This window comes from Streptomyces sp. NPDC028635 (assembly GCF_040637635.1).
In the GTDB taxonomy this organism is placed as follows: Bacteria; Actinomycetota; Actinomycetes; order Streptomycetales; family Streptomycetaceae; genus Streptomyces.
The window spans coordinates 78,005-96,500 of the sequence record NZ_JBEZWX010000002.1 but is presented as its reverse complement, the minus strand read 5'-3'; the positions used below and the strand labels follow the sequence as shown (position 1 = coordinate 96,500).

Genomic DNA, 18,496 nt, shown 5'->3' with positions numbered 1-18,496 from the left:
GCCGTGATGTCACGGTCGCGGAATCGCGGGTTCCTTACGCCGCCTTCATCGTGCTACAACAGGTCTACACCACTGAGTGGTGTAGACCATGCGTCGGTTCGCCGCGCATTTCCCGAAGACGCCGCCGTCCTCATCTGTCCCCTGGCGGCGCCTTGCCCAATGGAGGAAGTTGATGACCACGGCGAGCGCGGCACCCGCCGCACAGAAGAAGGGCGCCGGGCCGATGGCGGTCCTGCAGCGCATCGGCCGCAGCCTGATGCTGCCGGTCGCTGTGCTCCCCGCGGCGGCCCTCCTGGTCCGTCTCGGCAACCCGGACATGCTGGGACGGGACTCCTTCCCCACGTTCGTCACCAAGATCGCCGGCTTCATGGCGGCGGGCGGCAACGCGATCCTGGACAACATGGCGCTGCTGTTCGCCGTGGGCATCGCGATCGGCTTCGCCAAGAAGTCCGACGGCTCGACGGCCCTCGCGGCGGTCACCGGCTACCTGGTCTTCAAGAACGTGCTGGGCACGTTCACCGACAAGAACCTGCCCAAGGTGGCCACGGCGGTCGACGGCAAGGTCGTCATGGTGGACGCGCCGGTGGACGCCAAGGTCCTCGGCGGCGTGGTCATGGGCATCGTCGTGGCGCTGATCTACCAGCGCTTCTACCGCACCAAGCTGCCCGACTGGGCGGGCTTCTTCGGCGGCCGCCGGCTGGTGCCGATCCTGTCGGCGTTCGCGGGCCTGATCCTCGGCATCGTCTTCGGCTACATCTGGCCGGTCCTCGGCACGGGTCTGCACAACTTCGGTGAGTGGCTGGTGGGGTCGGGCGCCGTCGGCGCCGGCATCTTCGGTGTCGCCAACCGGGCGCTGATCCCGATCGGCATGCACCACCTGCTGAACTCCTTCCCCTGGTTCCAGGCCGGCGAGTACCACGGCAAGAGCGGCGACATCGGGCGGTTCCTGGCCGGCGACCCGCACGCGGGCCAGTTCATGACCGGCTTCTTCCCGATCATGATGTTCGCCCTCCCGGCCGCCTGCCTGGCGATCGTGCACTGCGCCCGTCCGGAGCGCCGCAAGGTCGTCGGCGGCATGATGTTCTCCCTCGCGCTGACCTCGTTCGTCACGGGTGTCACGGAGCCGATCGAGTTCACCTTCATGTTCATCGCGCCGGTGCTGTACGCCATCCACGCGGTCCTCACCGGTGTGTCCATGGCGCTGACCTGGGCGCTCGGTATGAGGGACGGCTTCGGCTTCTCGGCGGGCGCGGTCGACTTCGGGCTGAACCTGGGCATCGCGAGCAACCCGTGGGGCCTGGCGCTGGTGGGCCTGTGCTTCGCGGCGGTCTACTACGTCGTCTTCCGCTTCGCGATCACCAAGTGGAACCTGCCGACCCCGGGCCGGGAGTCGGACGAGGAACTGGCGGAGCTGCAGAAGGCCGAGGCGAAGTAGCCTCCCCCACTGCCCGCACACGAAGGCCCCCCGGCGCACTGGGCGCACCGGGGGGCCTTTCCGCATGCCCGGGTCCGCGGGCCCGGGATCGTTTCTGCCGGGGCGCGGGAGCGGGGTCAGATGTCGTACGACGTCCTCGGCGCCGCCAGGTCCACGGGGCCGGGGTACACCGCGCGGGCGTCGGTGAGGTTGGCCTGGGGGTCCGTCCACGGGGGGATGTGGGTGAGGACCAGGCGGCGGGCGCCGGCGCGGGCCGCGGTCTCGCCGGCCTCGCGGCCGTTGAGGTGCAGGTTCGGGATGGCTTCCTTGCCGTGGGTGAACGCGGCCTCGCACAGGAACAGGTCGGCGTCCCGGGCGAGTTCGTCCAGGGCGGGGGTGACGCCGGTGTCCCCGGAGTACGTCAGGACCTTCCCGCCGTGCTCGATGCGGATGCCGTACGCCTCGACCGGGTGGGCCACGCGTTCGGTGTGCACGGTGAAGGGGCCGAGCTCGAAGGTGGACGGCTTGACCGTGTGGAAGTCGAAGACCTCGCTCATGGACGAGGCCGACGGGGTGTCGGCGTAGGCCGTGGTGAGGCGGTGCTCGGTGCCTTCGGGGCCGTAGACCGGCAGGGGCTCGCAGCGGCCGCCGTCGTGGCGGTAGTAGCGCGCGACGAAGTAGCCGAGCATGTCGATGCAGTGATCGGCGTGCAGATGGCTGAGGAAGATCGCGTCGAGGTCGTAGAGACCGCAGTGGCGCTGCAGCTCGCCGAGGGCGCCGTTGCCCATGTCGAGGAGCAGCCGGAAGCCGTCGGCCTCGACGAGGTAGCTCGAGCAGGCCGAATCCGCGGACGGGAACGACCCCGAGCAGCCGACGACGGTGAGCTTCATGAAGCAGAAACCTCCGCTGGCGGGGAACCGGTGAAAGGGGGGCGACGAAGGTCGTGCGGTCCGTCGAGCGTAAGGCGCAAAAGTCCCGGTCGCTCCTCCGCCAAGGGCTGTTGTGGGCGAACTCACCTGCGCTGTCACCGGTTCGGATGGAAGTTGCGGGTTCCGGGCGCGTCCGGGCGGCCGATCGGTGTGACCGTGAGGGCGCGCTGTGTGAGGTACGCCGGTAACGTCGTCGGTATGGACACGTCCTGGTGGCTGGCGCTCGCGGCGGTGGTGCTGCTGGCGCTGGTCGCCGTGCTCGTGGACGGCTGGGGGCGCGGGCGGCGCGAGGCGCGGCGGGCGCGGGCGGCCACCGCGGCGCTGCGCCCGCGGCCGGCGGAGATCTGGTGGGCGCAGGTGCCGTACGAGGACGGGCCGCAGAGCAAGGACCGGCCGTGTCTGGTGCTGTCGGTGCGCCGGCGCCGGGTGCGGGTGGCGAAGATCAGCACGAAGTTTCACGACGAGCGGTCCGGGGTGATCCCGCTGCCGCCGGGTTCGGTGGGGGACGCGCAGGGCCGGGCGAGTTTCCTGCAGACGGACGAGCTGCGGGAGGTGCCGGTGGGTGACTTCCGCCGCCGGGTGGGCGTGGTGGACCCGGTCCTGTGGGACCAGGTCCGTCACCTGGCGGGTTAGCGCCCGGGGCTCACGCCCAGAGCTGGCCCTGCAGTGTCTCGATGGCTTCCTCGGTCGTCGCCGCCGTGTACACGCCGGTGGACAGGTACTTCCAGCCGCCGTCGGCCACGACGAAGACGATGTCGGCGGACTCGCCCGCCTTGAGGGCCTTCTTGCCCACGCCGATCGCCGCGTGCAGGGCGGCGCCGGTGGAGACGCCCGCGAAGATGCCCTCCTGCTGGAGGAGTTCCCGGGTGCGGGTGACGGCGTCGGCGGAGCCGACGGAGAAGCGGGTGGTGAGGACGGAGGCGTCGTACAGCTCGGGGACGAAGCCCTCATCGAGGTTGCGCAGGCCGTAGACGAGGTCGTCGTAGCGCGGCTCGGCGGCGACGATCTTGACGTCGGGCTTGTGTTCGCGCAGGTAGCGGCCGACGCCCATGAGGGTGCCGGTCGTCCCGAGGCCGGCCACGAAGTGGGTGACCGAGGGCAGGTCGGCGAGGATCTCCGGGCCGGTCGTCGCGTAGTGCGCGCCGGCGTTGTCGGGGTTGCCGTACTGGTAGAGCATCACCCAGTCGGGGTGTTCGGCGGCCAGCTCCTTGGCGACGCGTACGGCGGTGTTGGAGCCGCCCGCGGCCGGGGAGGAGATGATCTGCGCGCCCCACATGCCGAGCAGGTCACGGCGTTCCTGCGAGGTGTTCTCGGGCATCACGCAGACCATGCGGTAGCCCTTGAGCTTGGCGGCCATGGCGAGCGAGATGCCGGTGTTGCCGCTGGTGGGTTCGAGGATCGTGCAGCCCGGTGTGAGGCGGCCGTCCTTCTCCGCCTGCTCGATCATGTGCAGGGCCGGGCGGTCCTTGACGGAGCCGGTGGGGTTGCGGTCCTCCAGCTTCGCCCAGATGCGCACGTCCTCGGACGGCGACAGCCGCGGCAGGCGCACCAGGGGGGTGTTGCCGACCGCGGCGAGCGGGGAGTCGTAGCGCATCGCGGGTCAGGCCATGCCGCCGGCCACGGCCGGCAGGATCGTGACGTTGTCGCCGTCGGTCAGCTTGGTGTCGATGCCGTCGAGGAAGCGGACGTCCTCGTCGTTGAGGTAGACGTTGACGAAGCGGCGCAGCTGATCGCCGTCCACGATGCGGGCCTGGATGCCCGCGTGCCGGGTCTCGAGGTCGGCGAACAGCTCGGCGAGGGTGTCCCCCTTGCCCTGCACCGCCTTCTGGCCGTCGGTGTAGGTGCGGAGGATGGTCGGGATGCGGACCTCGATGGCCATGGCTCAGGGCTCCTGTCGGAAGGTGTCGTCGGTTCGGTCAGGCGCGCGCACCCGGGGATGCCCCCGGGATTTCGGCACTGCGGGAGCGCCGCGGCCACGGTCGGACGGCGGCAGCAGAAGATCAACAGATGGCGCTGTTCAGCCTGCACAGGTCGACGTGCAGCCGCGCCACGAGCAGCGTGCCCGGCGCCTTGTCGCTCACGTCGAGAAGAACCATGGGCTCATCGTATCGATTCCCGTGCCCGGTCCCGGAGTGTGATTCCGCATGCCGGACGCTATTCGTCCGGCGAGTGAGACGGGGTTCGGCTCAGTAGGACTCCACGACCCTGACCTCCTCCTCCGTGACCTCGCCGTCCACGATCCGGAAGGAGCGGAACTGGAATTCGCCGAGGCCGTCGGTGTCGGCGGTGGAGACGAGGACGTAGTGGGCGCCGGGTTCGTTGGCGTAGGAGATGTCGGTGCGCGAGGGGTGCGCCTCGGTGGCGGTGTGGGAGTGGTAGATGACCACCGGTTCCTCGTCGCGGTCGTCCATCTCGCGGTAGAGCTTGAGCAGGTCGCCGGAGTCGAACTCGTAGAACGTCGGCGACATGGCCGCGTTCAGCATGGGGACGAAGCGCTCGGGGCGGTCCGAGCCCGCCGGGCCCGCGACGACGCCGCACGCCTCGTCGGGGTGGTCCTTGCGGGCGTGGGCGACGATCTGGTCGTAGAGGGCCTGGGTGATGGTCAGCATGGGGCTCAGGATAAGCAGAAGGGCCGTTCCGTACCGAGGGTTGGTACGGAACGGCCCGTATGCCGGACGTCCTGAGCGGCGGCCGCAGCGGGGCGCCACGAGAGCTCCCTGCGGCGGGACGTCCCGGGGTGGCTCAGCCGACCCGGTCCAGCTCCGGCTCGCGGCGCTGGGTGACCTCCGGGTTGCGCGCCTTGAGCACGGCCCAGCCGATGCCGAGGGCGACGGCCCAGCCGGCCATGACGTACAGGCAGATGCGCGACTCGCTGTCGTAGGCGATCAGGCCGGTGACGAAGAGGAGGAACGCTATGGCGACGTAGGAGCACTTCGCGCCGCCCGGGGCGGGGAAGGCGGAGGCGGGCAGCCGGCCGGCGACCACCGCGCGGCGGTAGAGCACGTGGCTGACGAGGATCATCAGCCAGGTCCAGATGCCGGCCGCGGTGGCGACGGAGGTGACGTAGCCGAAGGCCTTCTCCGGGACGATGTAGTTCAGCACCACGCCGATGGCCATGAAGCCGACGGAGACGGTGATGCCGAACGCCGGCGTCTTGGTGGAGGACAGCTTCTGGAAGGCGCGCGGCGCCTCGCCGTTGTCGGCCAGGGTGCGCAGCATGCGGCCCGTGGAGTACATGCCGGAGTTGCAGGACGACAGGGCGGCGGTGAGCACCACGAAGTTCACGATGCCCGCGCCGGCCGGGATGCCGATCTCCGCGAACGCCTTCACGAAGGGGCTGACGCCGGCGGCGAACTCGGTCCACTTCACCACGCACAGGATGACGGTGAGGGCGCCGACGTAGAACAGGGCGATGCGCCAGGGCAGGGTGTTGATCGCCTTCGGGAGGGTCTTCTCCGGGTCCTCCGACTCGCCGGCGGTGACGCCGACCAGCTCGACGGCGAGGTAGGCGAACATCACGCCCTGCAGGGTCATCAGGGACGAGCCGATGCCCTTGGGGAAGAAGCCGTCGAAGGCCCACAGGTTGGAGACGGCGGCGGTGTCACCGGCGGAGGAGAAGCCGAAGGTGAGCACGCCGAGACCGATCACGATCATGCCGATCAGGGCGGTGACCTTGACCATCGAGAACCAGAACTCCAGCTCACCGAAGAGCTTCACGGAGATCAGGTTCACCCCGAACAGGATCACCAGGAACACCAGCGCCGTGACCCACTGCGGAACGGCCGGGAACCAGTAGTTGACGTAGATCGCGGCGGCCGTGAGCTCGGCCATGCCGGTGACGACCCACATCAGCCAGTACGTCCAGCCGGTGAAGTAACCGAAGAACGGGCCGAGGAATTCGCGCGAGTACTCGGCGAACGAGCCCGAGACGGGACGGTAGAGCAGGAGCTCGCCGAGCGCCCGCATGATGAAGAAGATGATCACGCCCGCGAGGGCGTACATCAGGATGAGGCTGGGACCGGCCTTGGCGATGTTGGCCCCGGCCCCCAGGAACAGACCCACGCCGACGGCTCCGCCGATCGCGATCATCTGGACCTGCCGGCTGCCGAGCCCGCGCTCGTACCCCTCCTCGGGGGCAGTGCCCTTGTCGACCTGCTCAGAGGTCATGTGTGGTGCGCCTTTCTCCATGCCGACCCGGGCCTCTCGTCGGCCTCGGATCGGGTCTCGATCCCCCCGGATGATGGAGCTGAGCGGGCTTCACTCGCCTGCTCGTGCCTGGCCGGCGGTTGCCGGCTCGGTGGCGCACCCGGCTGAACATGGGTGGTGTTCGCCGGGCGGTCGTGAAGATTTATCACGGCCGCAACAGAGATCACAGATGCGCCCTGTGACGCATCACACAGGGAGAACCGGACAAATGCCATCCGAAAGGGGCGAACGGGGATGGCGATTTCACAGGATCGTTATCCGGATTTGAGCGTCCTCTGAGCGAACACCGTCCGGGGGCGGATCAGGGCATAAGGGTCGTGACGAGCGTCTCCTGGAGGCCGCCCAGCCACAGGTACGCCATCACCATCGGCTTGCGCGGGTCCTCGTCGGGCAGCCGGTAGAGCAGATCGGTGTCGTCCTCGTCGGTGATCTCCAGCCGGGAGCCGATCGCCAGGCGCAGATCGTTCAGCGCCCCCAGCCACTGCTGGGACTCCTCCGGGGAGAGCTTGAGGACCGCGCCGCCGTCGCCCGCGGAGTTCAGGGCGTCCAGCGAGCGGATCACCGCCAGCGCGTTCTCGCGCTTGCCGGCCCGCAGGTCGTTCTCGGTGTAGCGGCGGAACTCGGCGGAGTGCGCCGCGCGCTCCTCCGCCTCGCGCGTACTGGCCGGCTGTTCCTCGGGATCGGTGTAGGCGTCGGGGAACAGACGCCTGAGGACCGGGTCGGAGGGCGGCTCGCTCGGACCCTCGGCGAACAGCTCGGCGAGCGGGTCGGCCGGGGCGTCCTCGGCGGGGCCGGGGCCGATCAGCTCCAGGAGCTGCACCGCGAGGGAGCGGATGATGGAGATCTCGACGTCGTCGAGCGCGACGGCCGCGCCGCCGCCGGGGAGCGGTTCGAAGGTTCCTGGCATGGAGGAGGTTCGCTACTTCCGGTCCTGCTGGAGGGTGGCCCACAGACCGTAGCCGTGCATGGCCTGCACGTCGCGTTCCATCTCCTCGCGGCTCCCGCTGGAGACGACCGCCCTGCCCTTGTGGTGGACGTCGAGCATGAGCTTGGTGGCCTTGTCCTTGGAGTACCCGAAGTACGTCTGGAAGACGTAGGTCACATAGCTCATGAGGTTGACGGGGTCGTTGTGGACGATCGTCACCCAGGGAACGTCGGGCTCGGGTACGGCGGACACCTCTTCCGCCGACTCGGTCTTCTCGATCTCGATGGGTGCGGCTGCCGTCACAGTGCCCATGCTGCCACCTGAGGGGGGTACTCGCACAAACCGCCCCCCGGCGGTGCGGAATTCGGGCGGGCGCAGATCACACGCGCCTGAAATCGTCAGAGTGACGAAATGGGGGTAGCATCCTGCCCATGAACACAGCGGACCTTGGGCTGCCGGTGGACGTTCCCTCGACGGCGCTCTTCACGGACCACTACGAGCTGACGATGCTGCAGGCCGCCCTGAAGGCGGGTACGGCCGGGCGGCGGAGCGTGTTCGAGGTCTTCACCCGGCGGCTGCCGGACGGACGGCGCTACGGCGTCGTCGCCGGCACCGGACGCGTCCTGGACGCGGTGGAGAACTTCCGCTTCGACGCCGATGTGCTCGGCTTCCTGCGCGAACGCGCGATCGTCGACGACGAGACGCTGGACTGGCTCGCCGGCTACCGCTTCACCGGGGACATCTGGGGCTACCCCGAGGGCGAGGTGTACTTCCCGGGCTCGCCGATCCTGCGGGTGGAGGGCTCCTTCGCCGAGTGCGTGCTGCTGGAGACGGTGATCCTCTCCATCCTCAACCACGACTCCGCGATCGCCGCGGCCGCGTCCCGGATGTCGTCGGCGGCCGGCGGGCGCCCGCTGATCGAGATGGGCGCCCGGCGCACCCACGAGCTGTCCGCGGTGGCCGCGGCCCGCGCCGCGTACGTCGGCGGCTTCACCTCCACCTCCGACCTGGCGGCCGGCTTCCGCTACAACATCCCCACCGTCGGCACCTCCGCGCACGCCTTCACCCTGCTGCACGACCGGGAGCGGGACGCCTTCCAGGCCCAGGTGGACTCCATGGGCCGGGGCACCACGCTGCTGGTGGACACCTACGACGTCGCCGAGGCCGTACGGACCGCGGTGGAGATCGCCGGGCCCGAGCTGGGCGCGGTGCGCATCGACTCCGGCGACCTGCTGCTGGTGGCGCACCGGGTGCGGCAGCAGCTGGACGAGCTGGGCGCACGGAACACCAAGATCATCGTGACCTCGGACCTCGACGAGTACGCCATCGCCTCGCTGGCGGCGGCGCCGGTGGACGCCTACGGCGTGGGCACGCAGCTGGTGACCGGCTCCGGGCACCCGACGTCGTCCATGGTGTACAAGCTGGTCGCCCGGGCCGAGACCGCTGACCCGCGCTCGCCGCTGAAGGCGGTGGCGAAGAAGTCCTCCGGAGGGAAGACGTCCGTCGGGGGCCGCAAGTGGGCCGCGCGGCGGCTGGACGCGTACGGCGTCGCCGAGGCCGAGGTCGTGGGCACCGGGGCGGTGCCGACCGAGCTGGCGGACCGGCAGCTGCTGGTGGAGCTGGTGAAGCAGGGCCAGGTCGTGGGACGCGAACCCCTCGACGTCGCCCGGGACCGTCACACGGCGGTGCGCGCGAACCTCCCGCTGTCCGCGACACAGCTCTCCCGCGGCGAGCCGGTGCTCCCCACGGAGTACGCGTAGGCGGGGCCGAGCACACGGCCGACGCGACCGGAGCCCGTGCAGGGGCGCGGGGAACCGGCGACCAGCCACCCGCCGCCCCGCCCCCGGCACCCGGCCGCCCCGAACCCGGCACCCGCTCCCTGCCCGCGCCGCGGGCACCCGGGCCGGCCCCGCGACTGGCCCCCGCCAGGGACGGGCCGCGACTGGCCCCCGCCGAGGACGGGTAGACAGCCCCTGTCGTGACTCCCTGTAGATCCCATAGCCCGAAGGACACCGCATGCGTCGCGCCTTGATCGTCGTCGATGTGCAGAACGACTTCTGCGAGGGGGGCAGCCTCGCGGTGGCCGGCGGTGCCGACGTCGCCGCCGCCATCACCGAGCTGATCGGGCAGGCGCCCGCCGGCTACCGGCATGTGGTGGCCACCCGGGACCACCACATCGCGCCCGGCGGCCACTTCGCGGACGAGCCCGACTACGTCCGCTCCTGGCCGGCGCACTGTGTCGCCGGCACCGAGGGCGTCGGCTTCCACCCGAACTTCGCGCCCGCCGTCGCCTCCGGCGCGATCGACGCCGTCTTCGACAAGGGCGCCTACACGGCCGCGTACAGCGGCTTCGAGGGCGCCGACGAGAACGGCGTCCCGCTCGCCGACTGGCTGCGGGCCCGGGAGATCGACGAGGTCGACGTCGTCGGGATCGCCACCGACCACTGTGTGCGGGCCACCGCGCTGGACGCGGCACGGGAGGGCTTCCGCACCCAGGTCCTGCTCGACCTGACCGCCGGCGTGGCCCAGGAGACCACCGACCGGGCGCTGGAGGAGCTGCGCGAGGCGGGCGTGGAGCTGACCGGCAAGCCGGTCGTGGCCCGCGGCTGACCGGGCCCCGGGGCGCCCGTCCTCAGGTCTGGGGCGTGGGGCGGCGCAGCAGGGAGCGGATCGGGTGCCACAGCTCGGTCACCAGGTCCGGCGAGCCGACACCGTTGTCCGGTGCGGTACGCCACACCAGGCCGTCGGGGTGGTGCAGCACGGCCGTGATCTCGTCCGGGGTCGGCGGGGCCGCGTTGCCGCGCAGGTAGACCGCCCGCAGTCCGAGGTTGCGCAGCCGGGTCAGGGCGCGTGCCCGGTTCTGGGCGTGGACCAGGACCCGCACGCCGGCGGGGCCGTCGCCGGCGGGGCTGGGCAGGTTCAGCGCCACCACCACCGTGCCGTTCGGCAGCTTGCAGAAACCTCCTGCGGCCATCTGGTCACATCCCCGTTCCGGTCGGCCCGGGCGCCGGTATCGACGCCGGTGTCAATAAGACAGTCACAGCACGCACCTAAACACGATCGGCGGCAACCCGCCAGGGGGTTGCCGCCGATACGCGTCTGACCTGCGGAAACAGTGACTACTTCACCGCGGGGCCGACCAGGAGGTTCATCGTGGAACCGTCCTTGGCCTCCTTGACGATCTGGATCCGGGTGTTCGTGTCAGTGACCTTGACACCGGACGCCGGGTCCGAGGCGTCCCAGTAGGTGTTCGCGTGGTCGTTGAAGACCGAGACGCCCGAGGACGGCCAGATCTTCGTCGCGACGTCCGCCTTGTGCAGCGTGATGCCGTCCGTCGGGTACAGGCTGAAGGGCGCGTCGTAGGACTGGACGCGGCCGCGCATCAGCGTGCCGTCCTTCCAGCGCAGCGCCTCCGGGTGGGAGTCGATCGGCAGGATCAGACCGGCGCCGGGGTGGGTGCCGGTGTTGTTGTCCGCCTGCGAGGTGTCCCACTTCCAGATCAGCAGACCGTTCTGGTACGGGTAGTGCTCCACCCAGTCCGGGCGGGACGCGAAGCCGAAGTTGTACGGGCCGGTCTTCAGCGTCTTGTCGTACGACACGTACTGCCGGTTCTCGGCGATGTAGTACTGCGCGTAGTCCTTGGTGAAGGACGCGCCGATGCGGGAGAAGCCGGCCGCCGTCCACGCGGCGTCCGCGCTCTCGGCGTTGTCGGAGAACAGGGTGGCGCCGTCGGCGGTCACCGCGATCTCGTCCGCCGCGAAGCCCTTGAGGGCGACGCCGCCGTCCGTCTGGTAGCGGAAGCGCAGGTCGATCTTCTTGCCCGCGTAGGCGTCGAGCGAGTACGCCAGCTTCTTGTAGCCGTCGACCGAACCGGTCAGGGCCGGCTTGTCGCTGCCGTCGCGCGGGATCGGCTGACCGTTCACCGTGCCGTCGAGGGCGGTCCAGTTGGCGCCGCCGTCGGTGGACACCTCGGTGTACAGGTAGTCGTAGCCCGCCTCGATGTCGTACCAGCCGTCGAGGGTGAGGACGGCCGACTTCTTGCCGGTGAGGTCCACGCTGCGGGTCAGCGTGTTCTTCAGGTCGTCACCGCTGCCGCTCCACCACTGGGTGGCGCCCTGGGCGGGCTGGACGACCGTGGTGGTGACCGCCTTGTCGGGCAGGTTCACCACGAGCGCCTGCTTGTTCCAGGTGTTGTACTCGGCGACGCCCAGCTTGTGGCTGGACTGCTTGCCGGCCTTGGCGGTGTCGTAGTTGAGCCAGCCGAGCTGCAGCTTGTCCCAGGCGTTCATGTCACCCGGCAGGTCGCCGATGGCGTCCTTGCCGCGGCCGAGCCAGGAACCGGAGGACATCAGCGTCCAGAAGCCGGTGGAGTTCTCGCCGCCCGCGGTGTCGTACTCGTCGGGCAGACCGAGATCGTGGCCGTACTCGTGCGCGTAGACCCCGAGGCCGCCGTTCTCCGGCTGGATGGTGTAGTCGCCGACCCAGACGCCGGTGGAGCCGATCTGCGCGCCGCCCAGCTTGTTGTTGGCGGGGCCGGTGGCGCCGGCGTCGGTGCCGTAGGCGTACCAGCGGTGGGCCCAGATCGCGTCCTTGCCCTGCGCGCCGCCGCCCGCGGACTCGTCCTCGCCGGCGTGCACGATCTGGAAGTGGTCGATGTAGCCGTCGGGCTCGTTGAAGTTGCCGTCGCCGTCGTAGTCGTACCGGTCCCACTGGTCGAACTGGGCGACGTCCGCCTTGATCTGGGCGTCGGTGCGGCCGGCGGCCTTCTGCTGCGCGACCCAGGCGTTCAGGCCGTCGCTGACGACGTTCCACACGCTCGGGCAGTTGGTGGAGCCGCAGGCGTTGTTGCCGTAGCGGGCCTCGTTGTAGGGCACCTTGACCCAGTCGGCGACCTCGCCGTCGACCGAGTAGCGGCCCGAGGACTGCTTCTCGTAGTACTTCTTGACCGACTCGGTGTTCTTGCCGGTGCCGAAGTAGAGGTCCTGGAAGTGCTGGCGGTTGTAGTCCGCCTGCCAGGCCGTGGAGTTGTCCTTGGTGCGGTCGGGGGCCGCGATCGTGTTGTGCAGCGGGCCGGGCGTGCCACCGAACTTGGGGTCCGTCTGGTCGCCGAACTCCACCAGGATGGTGAAGATCTTGTCGGTCTTCTCGCGGCCCAGCTCGACGTACTTGCTGTCGCCCTTTTTGCTCTTGAGCTGGACGACCTTGGAGCCGTTCTTGTCCTTCACCTGGGCCTTGCCCGATATGACCTGGTCGAGCGCCTCCTGGCGCTGCGCTTCCTGGGTCTTGCTGAGCGGGCCGTCCAGGTCGTGCTTCTGCTGCTTCACCGGCGCCGGGTCGTGCCGGTCCACGTTCGTGGCACCGGCGGTCGTGGCCGCCTCGGCCACCGCGAAGGTGGTGAAACCGGCGGAGGCCGCCGCGAGCGCGACACCGATGGCCGCCGCTCTGTACGTCCAGGATCTACTGGTCACTTGAGTTCCTCCCCCGCGTGAGCGCACGCGGAAGGGGGCCCTGGTCATGGCGGGGGACCGCGCGCGGTGATCAACGCGTGTAATCAAGTGACGACATTTGACTAGAGGTTTGAGAGAAAAGACAGATCTTGACTTGGACAAGTCAAGTGCACTATGCGGAGCAGGGGTTCGCTTTGCGGACACCGGGCGCTCATCCTGTCGTCGCTCGGACACGCTTCGACGGTGACTCGGTGCGCCCCCCGTGCACCGGCACTGTTGGTCAGGTCACGCTTACCGTTCGTTCCCCTCGGGCATGCACGCGAATAGAGTCGAGCACATCCCCGCTTCCGAGGACACGATTGCCATGCCCCGTCCGACCGTCGCACAGCTCGTCTACGGGTCGACCACCGTGATCTTCTCGACGCTCGCCATGCTGCTGCTGTCCCAGACCAGTTCGGGACCGGCGATCGCGGTCATAGCCGTCGCGGCACTCGCGCTCGGGTTGCTCGTCGCGGTGACCGTGCCGACGCCCACGCCCTCCCGGGCGGCACCGGCGTCCGGTGCCGCCGAGGAGGCGGTGCCGCAGCCGACGGCGTCCGTGCGCTGAGCACACCGACGGGGCGTCAGCGGGTGGACACCACGACCGTCTTGGCCGCTTTGTCGTGCAGACCCTGTTTGTAGGGTTTGTCGAAGTAGCTCCAGCCACCGCAGATCGCCGTCCAGATGCAGGCGCAGCAGAAGGCGAACGGGATCCACAGCACGGCCGCCCGGATCAGCGACGTCTGCACGGAGGGGTTCTGGCCGTTGTCGAGGACCGCGACCCGCATGTTCAGCCACTTCTTGCCGAGCGTCTGTCCCGATCTGTTGATCATGAAGGTGTCGTAGGCGATGTAGAGGACGGCGGCGACGAAGGACTCCCCGATCGACTTGCCGGCGTCGATCTTGGTGTCGTTCATCGTGTACTCGTTGACGCCGAAGCCCCAGGAGAGCAGCCAGACGACGATCCCGACGAGGATCATGTCGATGATCCTGGCCAGCGTGCGCTTGCCGCTCTCGGCGAGCGGCGGCATGCCGGCCAGCGGGTCGCCGGGATGGCCGCCCCCGCCGTAGGGAGAGCCGTAGGGCGGAGGCGGGGCCTGACCGCCGCCGTAGGGGGTGTCGTAGGGCGAGCCCTGTCCCGGGCCGGGCGGGGGCGGGCTGTCGTACGGCGAGCCCTGCCCCGGGCCGGGCGGGGGCTGCTTCCGGAACGGGTCGTCGTCGGGCGGCGGGCCGGAGCCGTGGGGCGGTTCGCTGCTCATGGCCCGAGTGGACCGCGAAGCCGGGTGCTGTGCACCCGGCGGACGGCCGGACGGAGTAGCGCAGCCCGGACGCCGGGTGACAACCCCTCAGCCGACGGCCCCTCAGCCCGCGACGAAGGTGTGCGCCGCCTTGTCGTGCCAGCACTGGTGCCACGGCCGGTCGAACAGGCACCACAGGACACCGATCACCCCTACGGCCAGCAGGCCGGGGATGCTGTAGACCAGCCAGCGGCGCAGCGCGGCCCCGAACGCCGGGGCCTCGTGCGCCTCGATGTCCCGCACCTCCAGGCCGAGCAGCTTCTTGCCGAGCGTGCGGCCCCAGCGCGCGGTCGGCAGCGCCTCGTAGAGCACGCCGGCCACGAGCAGGACCGCGAGGACGATGCCGAGGTAGACGCCCGTGGTGCCGTCCACCAGCCAGACGGTGACCTCGCGGCCGGACAGCCTGGCCGTGTCGATCTTCTCGTTGATGTGGTCGGCGGCCTTCGTCCCGAGGGGTACGGCGGCAGCGGAGGTGACGGCGCCGAGCACCAGCGTGTCGATCAGCCGGGCGGCCAGCCGCTTGCCCAGCGCCGCGGGGCGCGCCGCCGCCTGGCGCCTCGCGGCAGCCTGGAACACGTCCTCGACGGGCGGCTTCCAGGGCGCCACGGGCTGCTCGCCGTCGGCGGCGCCGGCCAGGTGATGGACCTGCTGTGCCCAGGACGCCTGCCCGCCCCCGGGGCCGGTGGTGACCGGCGTGGCGAGCGGGGCGGGGGCACCGGCGGCGGCGTGCTGGGGGGCCGGGGCGGGCTGGTGGCCCGCTGACGGCTGGTGGCCGGACGCGGGCTGAGGCGCGGCTCCCTGGTGCGGGACGCCGGGGGCGGTGGAGGTGGGCGCGGCCGCGGCGGGGGTGGAGCGCTGGGGGCCGGACAGCGGGGTGGCGGCAACTCCCGCGCCCGCGCCGGGCGTCCGCGTCCCGGCCGCACCGGGGCCGGCCTGCGGGCCCTGGGCGGAGGGAGCGGTCGCTGCCTGCGGGCCCTGAGCGGCCGGGGCGGTGCCCGCCTGCGGGCCCCGGGCGGATGCGGTGGTGCCCGCCTGCGGGCCCTGGGCGGCGGGGGCGGACGGCGTCCCTGCGCGTGGGGAGACCGCGCGGAACGTCATCGTGCCCTCGTCGGAGCGGCGGCCCGCGCCGGGCCGGGCACCGCCGCCCGCGGAGGGTGCCGGGGCGGCCTGGCCCGCGCCCGCTCCACCGGTCGGACGCCGGAAGACGAACGTGCCGTCGGCGGGCACGTCGGCCGCGGCCGGGGCGGAGCCCGGCGTACCGGCCGCGCCGGACGCCCCAGCGGGGCCTGGGGTACCCGCCGCAGCGGGGGTGCCTGCCGCGCCCGGGGTGCCGGCCGAGCCGGGGGTGCCGGCCGAGCCCGAGGTGCCGGCCGGGGCCGGGGTGCCTGCCGCACCCGGCGTCCCGGCCGCAACCGGAGTACCGGCGGAGCCCGGAGTACCGGCAGAGCCGGGAGTACCGGCTGGTCCGGTGGAGTCCGCAGAACCGGTGGGGCCCGTGGCCGGTCGGCCGTCGGCCGGGAGGCGGGGGTCGGCGCCCGGTGCCGCGCCCCACGACACGCGCCGGTCGGGCTCGCCACCGAAGCCGGACTGCCGGGACCGGTCGGCGCCCCACGAGGACGCCGGCTCCGGCCACGGCCACGGCCGCGCAGCGCCCTGCCCGGCACCGGCCTGCACCGCGCCAGCGCCGTGCCCACCGCCGCCCTGGGCCGAACCGGCCGCACCGCCCTGGGCCGTACCCGGACCGCCGGCTTGCGCGAAGCCGCCTGCCGCAGGCCCCTGCGGGCCGCCGGGCCCGGCGCCTTGCGCCACGGGTCCCTGGGCCGGGCCCCCTTGTGCCGCGCCACCGCCGTGTCCGGCGCCGCCCGGCGTCGGTGCCGAGGCGGGGCCGCCCGGTGCCGCCGCGCCCCGGTCCCCGGAGAACGCGGCCGGCTGCGGGTCCTCGTCGAAGAAGTGCGGGCCGGTCTCCTCGACCGCGGGGGCGGCCGGGCGGACGCCCGGTGGAGGGGCGAGCAGTTCGCCGTCCGTCGGCGCCGGACGGCTGGTGCCCGGTACCCAGGCGGCACCGTTCCAGTACCGGACGTATCCGGGGATGGACGGGTCCGGGTAATAGCCTTCGCGGGGCCGGTCGTCGCCGGGGGCCGGGGTTGGGGCGCTCATGTCCGTCGTCCCGTATCTGTCGAGGGGGTCGTATGACGGCCTCCACATCTATCAGACGAGCGCAAGCGCCACTGCCTCTCCGGCCGTACCCGCCCCTTTCCGGGCAACGCCGCACCCCTTCCTTCACCACCCGGGAAAAAAATCCCCGGAACCCGCGTAATGCTCGCGGCGCCGCGCCCTCTCCCTCGTGCGGGCCCCTCGCAGGGCCCCCCGACACGAGAGGAAGGTCGACCATGCACACCGTCGTGGAGCGCGAACTGGAGCTGCGGCTGATCCTGTCGCCGGAGCGCGCCGTCCCCGTCCCGGCCCGCCTGGCCTACCGCACCGACGACCCCTACGCCGTCCACATCACCTTCCACATCAACTCCGACCATCCGGTGTACTGGACGTTCGCCAGGGAGCTGCTGGTGGAGGGCGTGTTCCGGCCGTGCGGGCACGGGGACGTGCGGGTGTGGCCGACGAAGACCGACGGGCACAGTGTCGTCCTGATGGCGCTCAGCTCCCCGGACGGGGACGCCCTGCTGGAGGCGCCGGCCGCCCAGGTGTCCGCGTGGCTGGAGCGCACGCTGCGGGTGGTGCCGCCGGGCAGCGAGAGCGAGCAGCTCGGGATCGACGACGCGCTCGACCAGTTGCTCGCCCGGTGACCGGCGACGGCTCAGAAGAGTTTCCCGGGGTTGAGGATGCCCAGCGGGTCGAAGACCTGCTTGACGGCCCGCTGCATCTCCACGCCGACGGGCCCGATCTCGCGGGCCAGCCACTCCTTCTTCAGCACGCCCACGCCGTGCTCGCCGGTGATCGTGCCGCCCAGTTCCAGGCCGAGGGCCATGATCTCGTCGAAGGACTCGCGGGCGCGCCGCGACTCGTCGGGGTCGGCGGCGTCGAAGCAGACGGTCGGGTGGGTGTTGCCGTCACCGGCGTGCGCGCACACGCCGATCGTCAGGTCGTACTTCTCGGCGATGCGCTCGACGCCGGCGAGCATGTCGCCGAGCCGGGTCCGGGGCACGCACACGTCGTCGATCATCGTCGTGCCCTTCACCGCTTCCAGGGCCGTCAGGGACAGCCGGCGGGCCTGGAGCAGCAGTTCCGACTCGGCCGCGTCGTCGGCGGGGACGACCTGGGTGGCGCCGGCCGCCTCGCACAGCGCGCCGACGGCGGCGAGGTCGGCGGCCGGGTCGGCGGTGTCGAAGGCGGCGAGCAGGAGGGCCTCGGTGGTCTCGGGCAGGCCCATGTGGGCCAGGCCGTTGACGGCCCGGACCGTCGTCGAGTCCATCAGTTCGAGGAGTGACGGGACGTGCCCGGCCTCCATGATCGTGCAGACGGCGTCGCAGGCGGCGGTCACCGAGGCGAACTCCGCCGCCAGCACCAGCTGCTCGGGCGGCTTCGGCTTGAGCGCGAGGACGGCCTTGACGACGATGCCGAGGGAGCCCTCGGCGCCCACGAACAGCCGGGTCAGGTCGTATCCGGCGACACCCTTCGCGGTGCGCCGGCCGGTGGACATGAGGCGGCCGTCGGCGAGGACGACGTCGAGTCCGAGGACGTACTCCGCGGTCACCCCGTACTTCACGCAGCACAGGCCGCCGGCGGCGGTGCCGATGTTCCCGCCGACGGTGCACATCTCCCAGCTGGAGGGGTCGGGCGGGTAGTACAGGCCGTGTTCGTTCACCGCGCGGGAGAGCGTCGCGTTGATCACGCCCGGTTCGACGACGGCGACGCGGTCGACGGGGTTGATCTCCAGGATGCGGTCCATCTTGGTCAGGGACAGCGCGATGCAGCCGTCGGTGGCGTTGGCGCCTCCGGACAGTCCCGTGCGGGCGCCCTGCGGGACGACCGGGACGCGCAGCTCGGTGGCGACGCGCATCACGTGCTGCACCTGCTCGACCGTGCGCGGCAGGACCACCACGGCCGGGACGCCGGCCGGGCAGAAGCTCGCCATGTCGTGGGCGTAGGAGGCCGTGACGTCGGCGTCGGTGAGGACCGCCTCGGCCGGCAGGACGGCGCGCAGCCGGTCGACGAGGTTGCCGGTCTGCTCGTCGCGGGGCGCTTCGATACGGCTCATGATCACAGGTTCGCACCCGGGGCCA

19 protein-coding genes and 1 pseudogene are annotated in these 18,496 nt (G+C 71.3%); 6 read left to right on the top strand and 14 right to left on the bottom strand.

The genetic code is table 11. The annotated features are described in order from the left end of the window. Positions 1 to 172: 172 nt before the first annotated feature. Positions 173 to 1,435, top strand: a complete 1,263-nt coding sequence (locus tag AB0E88_RS02590) for a PTS transporter subunit EIIC (RefSeq protein WP_361622556.1) — start codon at positions 173 to 175, stop codon at positions 1,433 to 1,435. Positions 1,436 to 1,551: 116 nt separating this feature from the next. Here AB0E88_RS02590 and AB0E88_RS02585 read toward each other — a convergent pair whose 3' ends face one another. Further along, on the bottom strand, positions 1,552 to 2,304 hold the full coding sequence (locus AB0E88_RS02585; RefSeq protein ID WP_361622553.1) for an MBL fold metallo-hydrolase: 753 nt from the start codon (positions 2,302 to 2,304) through the stop codon (positions 1,552 to 1,554). Positions 2,305 to 2,541: 237 nt separating this feature from the next. Between AB0E88_RS02585 and AB0E88_RS02580 the strand changes: the two genes are divergently transcribed. Next, positions 2,542 to 2,976, top strand: coding sequence for a type II toxin-antitoxin system PemK/MazF family toxin (locus AB0E88_RS02580; protein WP_361622550.1), 435 nt, complete (start codon positions 2,542 to 2,544; stop codon positions 2,974 to 2,976). 10 nt (positions 2,977 to 2,986) lie between these two features. On the opposite strand, the gene AB0E88_RS02575 is transcribed toward AB0E88_RS02580, so the two are convergent. The 7 genes from AB0E88_RS02575 to clpS all read right to left on the bottom strand — a co-directional run bounded on the left by AB0E88_RS02575 (position 2,987) and on the right by clpS (position 7,786). Beyond that, positions 2,987 to 3,937, bottom strand: a complete 951-nt coding sequence (locus AB0E88_RS02575; RefSeq protein WP_361622547.1) for a cysteine synthase — start codon at positions 3,935 to 3,937, stop codon at positions 2,987 to 2,989. Between the two features lie 6 nt (positions 3,938 to 3,943). Then, positions 3,944 to 4,222 carry a MoaD/ThiS family protein gene (locus tag AB0E88_RS02570; RefSeq protein WP_361622544.1) on the bottom strand — a complete coding sequence of 93 codons (279 nt, stop codon included), beginning with the start codon at positions 4,220 to 4,222 and terminating at the stop codon, positions 3,944 to 3,946. Positions 4,223 to 4,343: 121 nt separating this feature from the next. Next, positions 4,344 to 4,439: a putative leader peptide gene (locus AB0E88_RS02565; RefSeq protein ID WP_019065921.1), complete on the bottom strand. Its 96-nt coding sequence runs from the start codon at positions 4,437 to 4,439 to the stop codon at positions 4,344 to 4,346. A 90-nt stretch (positions 4,440 to 4,529) separates the two neighbouring features. Further along, positions 4,530 to 4,952: a M67 family metallopeptidase gene (locus AB0E88_RS02560; RefSeq protein WP_361622541.1), complete on the bottom strand. Its 423-nt coding sequence runs from the start codon at positions 4,950 to 4,952 to the stop codon at positions 4,530 to 4,532. Between the two features lie 133 nt (positions 4,953 to 5,085). Further along, positions 5,086 to 6,510, bottom strand: a complete 1,425-nt coding sequence (locus AB0E88_RS02555) for an amino acid permease (RefSeq protein WP_361622538.1) — start codon at positions 6,508 to 6,510, stop codon at positions 5,086 to 5,088. Positions 6,511 to 6,850: 340 nt separating this feature from the next. Then, the gene (locus AB0E88_RS02550) at positions 6,851 to 7,456 is read right to left on the bottom strand and encodes a DUF2017 domain-containing protein (protein ID WP_361622535.1); all 606 of its coding nucleotides are present in this window, start codon (positions 7,454 to 7,456) and stop codon (positions 6,851 to 6,853) included. A gap of 12 nt (positions 7,457 to 7,468) precedes the next feature. Continuing rightward, the gene (clpS, locus tag AB0E88_RS02545; protein ID WP_361622532.1) at positions 7,469 to 7,786 is read right to left on the bottom strand and encodes an ATP-dependent Clp protease adapter ClpS; all 318 of its coding nucleotides are present in this window, start codon (positions 7,784 to 7,786) and stop codon (positions 7,469 to 7,471) included. 119 nt (positions 7,787 to 7,905) lie between these two features. Between clpS and AB0E88_RS02540 the strand changes: the two genes are divergently transcribed. Together AB0E88_RS02540 and AB0E88_RS02535 are read left to right on the top strand one after the other, a co-directional pair. Beyond that, positions 7,906 to 9,234 carry a nicotinate phosphoribosyltransferase gene (locus AB0E88_RS02540; protein WP_361622529.1) on the top strand — a complete coding sequence of 443 codons (1,329 nt, stop codon included), beginning with the start codon at positions 7,906 to 7,908 and terminating at the stop codon, positions 9,232 to 9,234. 256 nt (positions 9,235 to 9,490) lie between these two features. Next, positions 9,491 to 10,084: an isochorismatase family protein gene (locus AB0E88_RS02535; RefSeq protein WP_361622526.1), complete on the top strand. Its 594-nt coding sequence runs from the start codon at positions 9,491 to 9,493 to the stop codon at positions 10,082 to 10,084. A gap of 22 nt (positions 10,085 to 10,106) precedes the next feature. On the opposite strand, the gene AB0E88_RS02530 is transcribed toward AB0E88_RS02535, so the two are convergent. After that, the gene (locus AB0E88_RS02530; RefSeq protein ID WP_361622523.1) at positions 10,107 to 10,448 is read right to left on the bottom strand and encodes a hypothetical protein; all 342 of its coding nucleotides are present in this window, start codon (positions 10,446 to 10,448) and stop codon (positions 10,107 to 10,109) included. Between the two features lie 145 nt (positions 10,449 to 10,593). Beyond that, complete coding sequence (locus AB0E88_RS02525) at positions 10,594 to 12,942, bottom strand: immune inhibitor A domain-containing protein (protein WP_361622520.1); 2,349 nt, start codon at positions 12,940 to 12,942, stop codon at positions 10,594 to 10,596. Between the two features lie 343 nt (positions 12,943 to 13,285). On the opposite strand from AB0E88_RS02525, the gene AB0E88_RS02520 reads away from it, so the two are divergent. Further along, on the top strand, positions 13,286 to 13,528 hold the full coding sequence (locus AB0E88_RS02520; protein WP_361622517.1) for a hypothetical protein: 243 nt from the start codon (positions 13,286 to 13,288) through the stop codon (positions 13,526 to 13,528). Between the two features lie 16 nt (positions 13,529 to 13,544). Here AB0E88_RS02520 and AB0E88_RS02515 read toward each other — a convergent pair whose 3' ends face one another. The 3 genes and pseudogenes from AB0E88_RS02515 to AB0E88_RS02505 form a co-directional block, all read right to left on the bottom strand. Further along, positions 13,545 to 14,219, bottom strand: coding sequence for an RDD family protein (locus AB0E88_RS02515; protein WP_361622514.1), 675 nt, complete (start codon positions 14,217 to 14,219; stop codon positions 13,545 to 13,547). A gap of 102 nt (positions 14,220 to 14,321) precedes the next feature. Continuing rightward, the gene (locus AB0E88_RS02510) at positions 14,322 to 15,932 is read right to left on the bottom strand and encodes an RDD family protein (protein ID WP_361623376.1); all 1,611 of its coding nucleotides are present in this window, start codon (positions 15,930 to 15,932) and stop codon (positions 14,322 to 14,324) included. Between the two features lie 360 nt (positions 15,933 to 16,292). Continuing rightward, a pseudogene (locus AB0E88_RS02505) lies at positions 16,293 to 16,415 on the bottom strand (DUF2510 domain-containing protein); the annotation flags it as partial. Positions 16,416 to 16,648: 233 nt separating this feature from the next. Here AB0E88_RS02505 and AB0E88_RS02500 point away from each other — a divergent pair. Next, entirely contained in the window at positions 16,649 to 17,059 is a 411-nt protein-coding gene (locus AB0E88_RS02500; RefSeq protein WP_361622511.1) for an SsgA family sporulation/cell division regulator, read from the top strand. An 11-nt stretch (positions 17,060 to 17,070) separates the two neighbouring features. Here AB0E88_RS02500 and AB0E88_RS02495 read toward each other — a convergent pair whose 3' ends face one another. Then, on the bottom strand, positions 17,071 to 18,477 hold the full coding sequence (locus AB0E88_RS02495) for an FAD-linked oxidase C-terminal domain-containing protein (protein ID WP_361622508.1): 1,407 nt from the start codon (positions 18,475 to 18,477) through the stop codon (positions 17,071 to 17,073). Between the last annotated feature and the right edge of the window lie 19 nt (positions 18,478 to 18,496).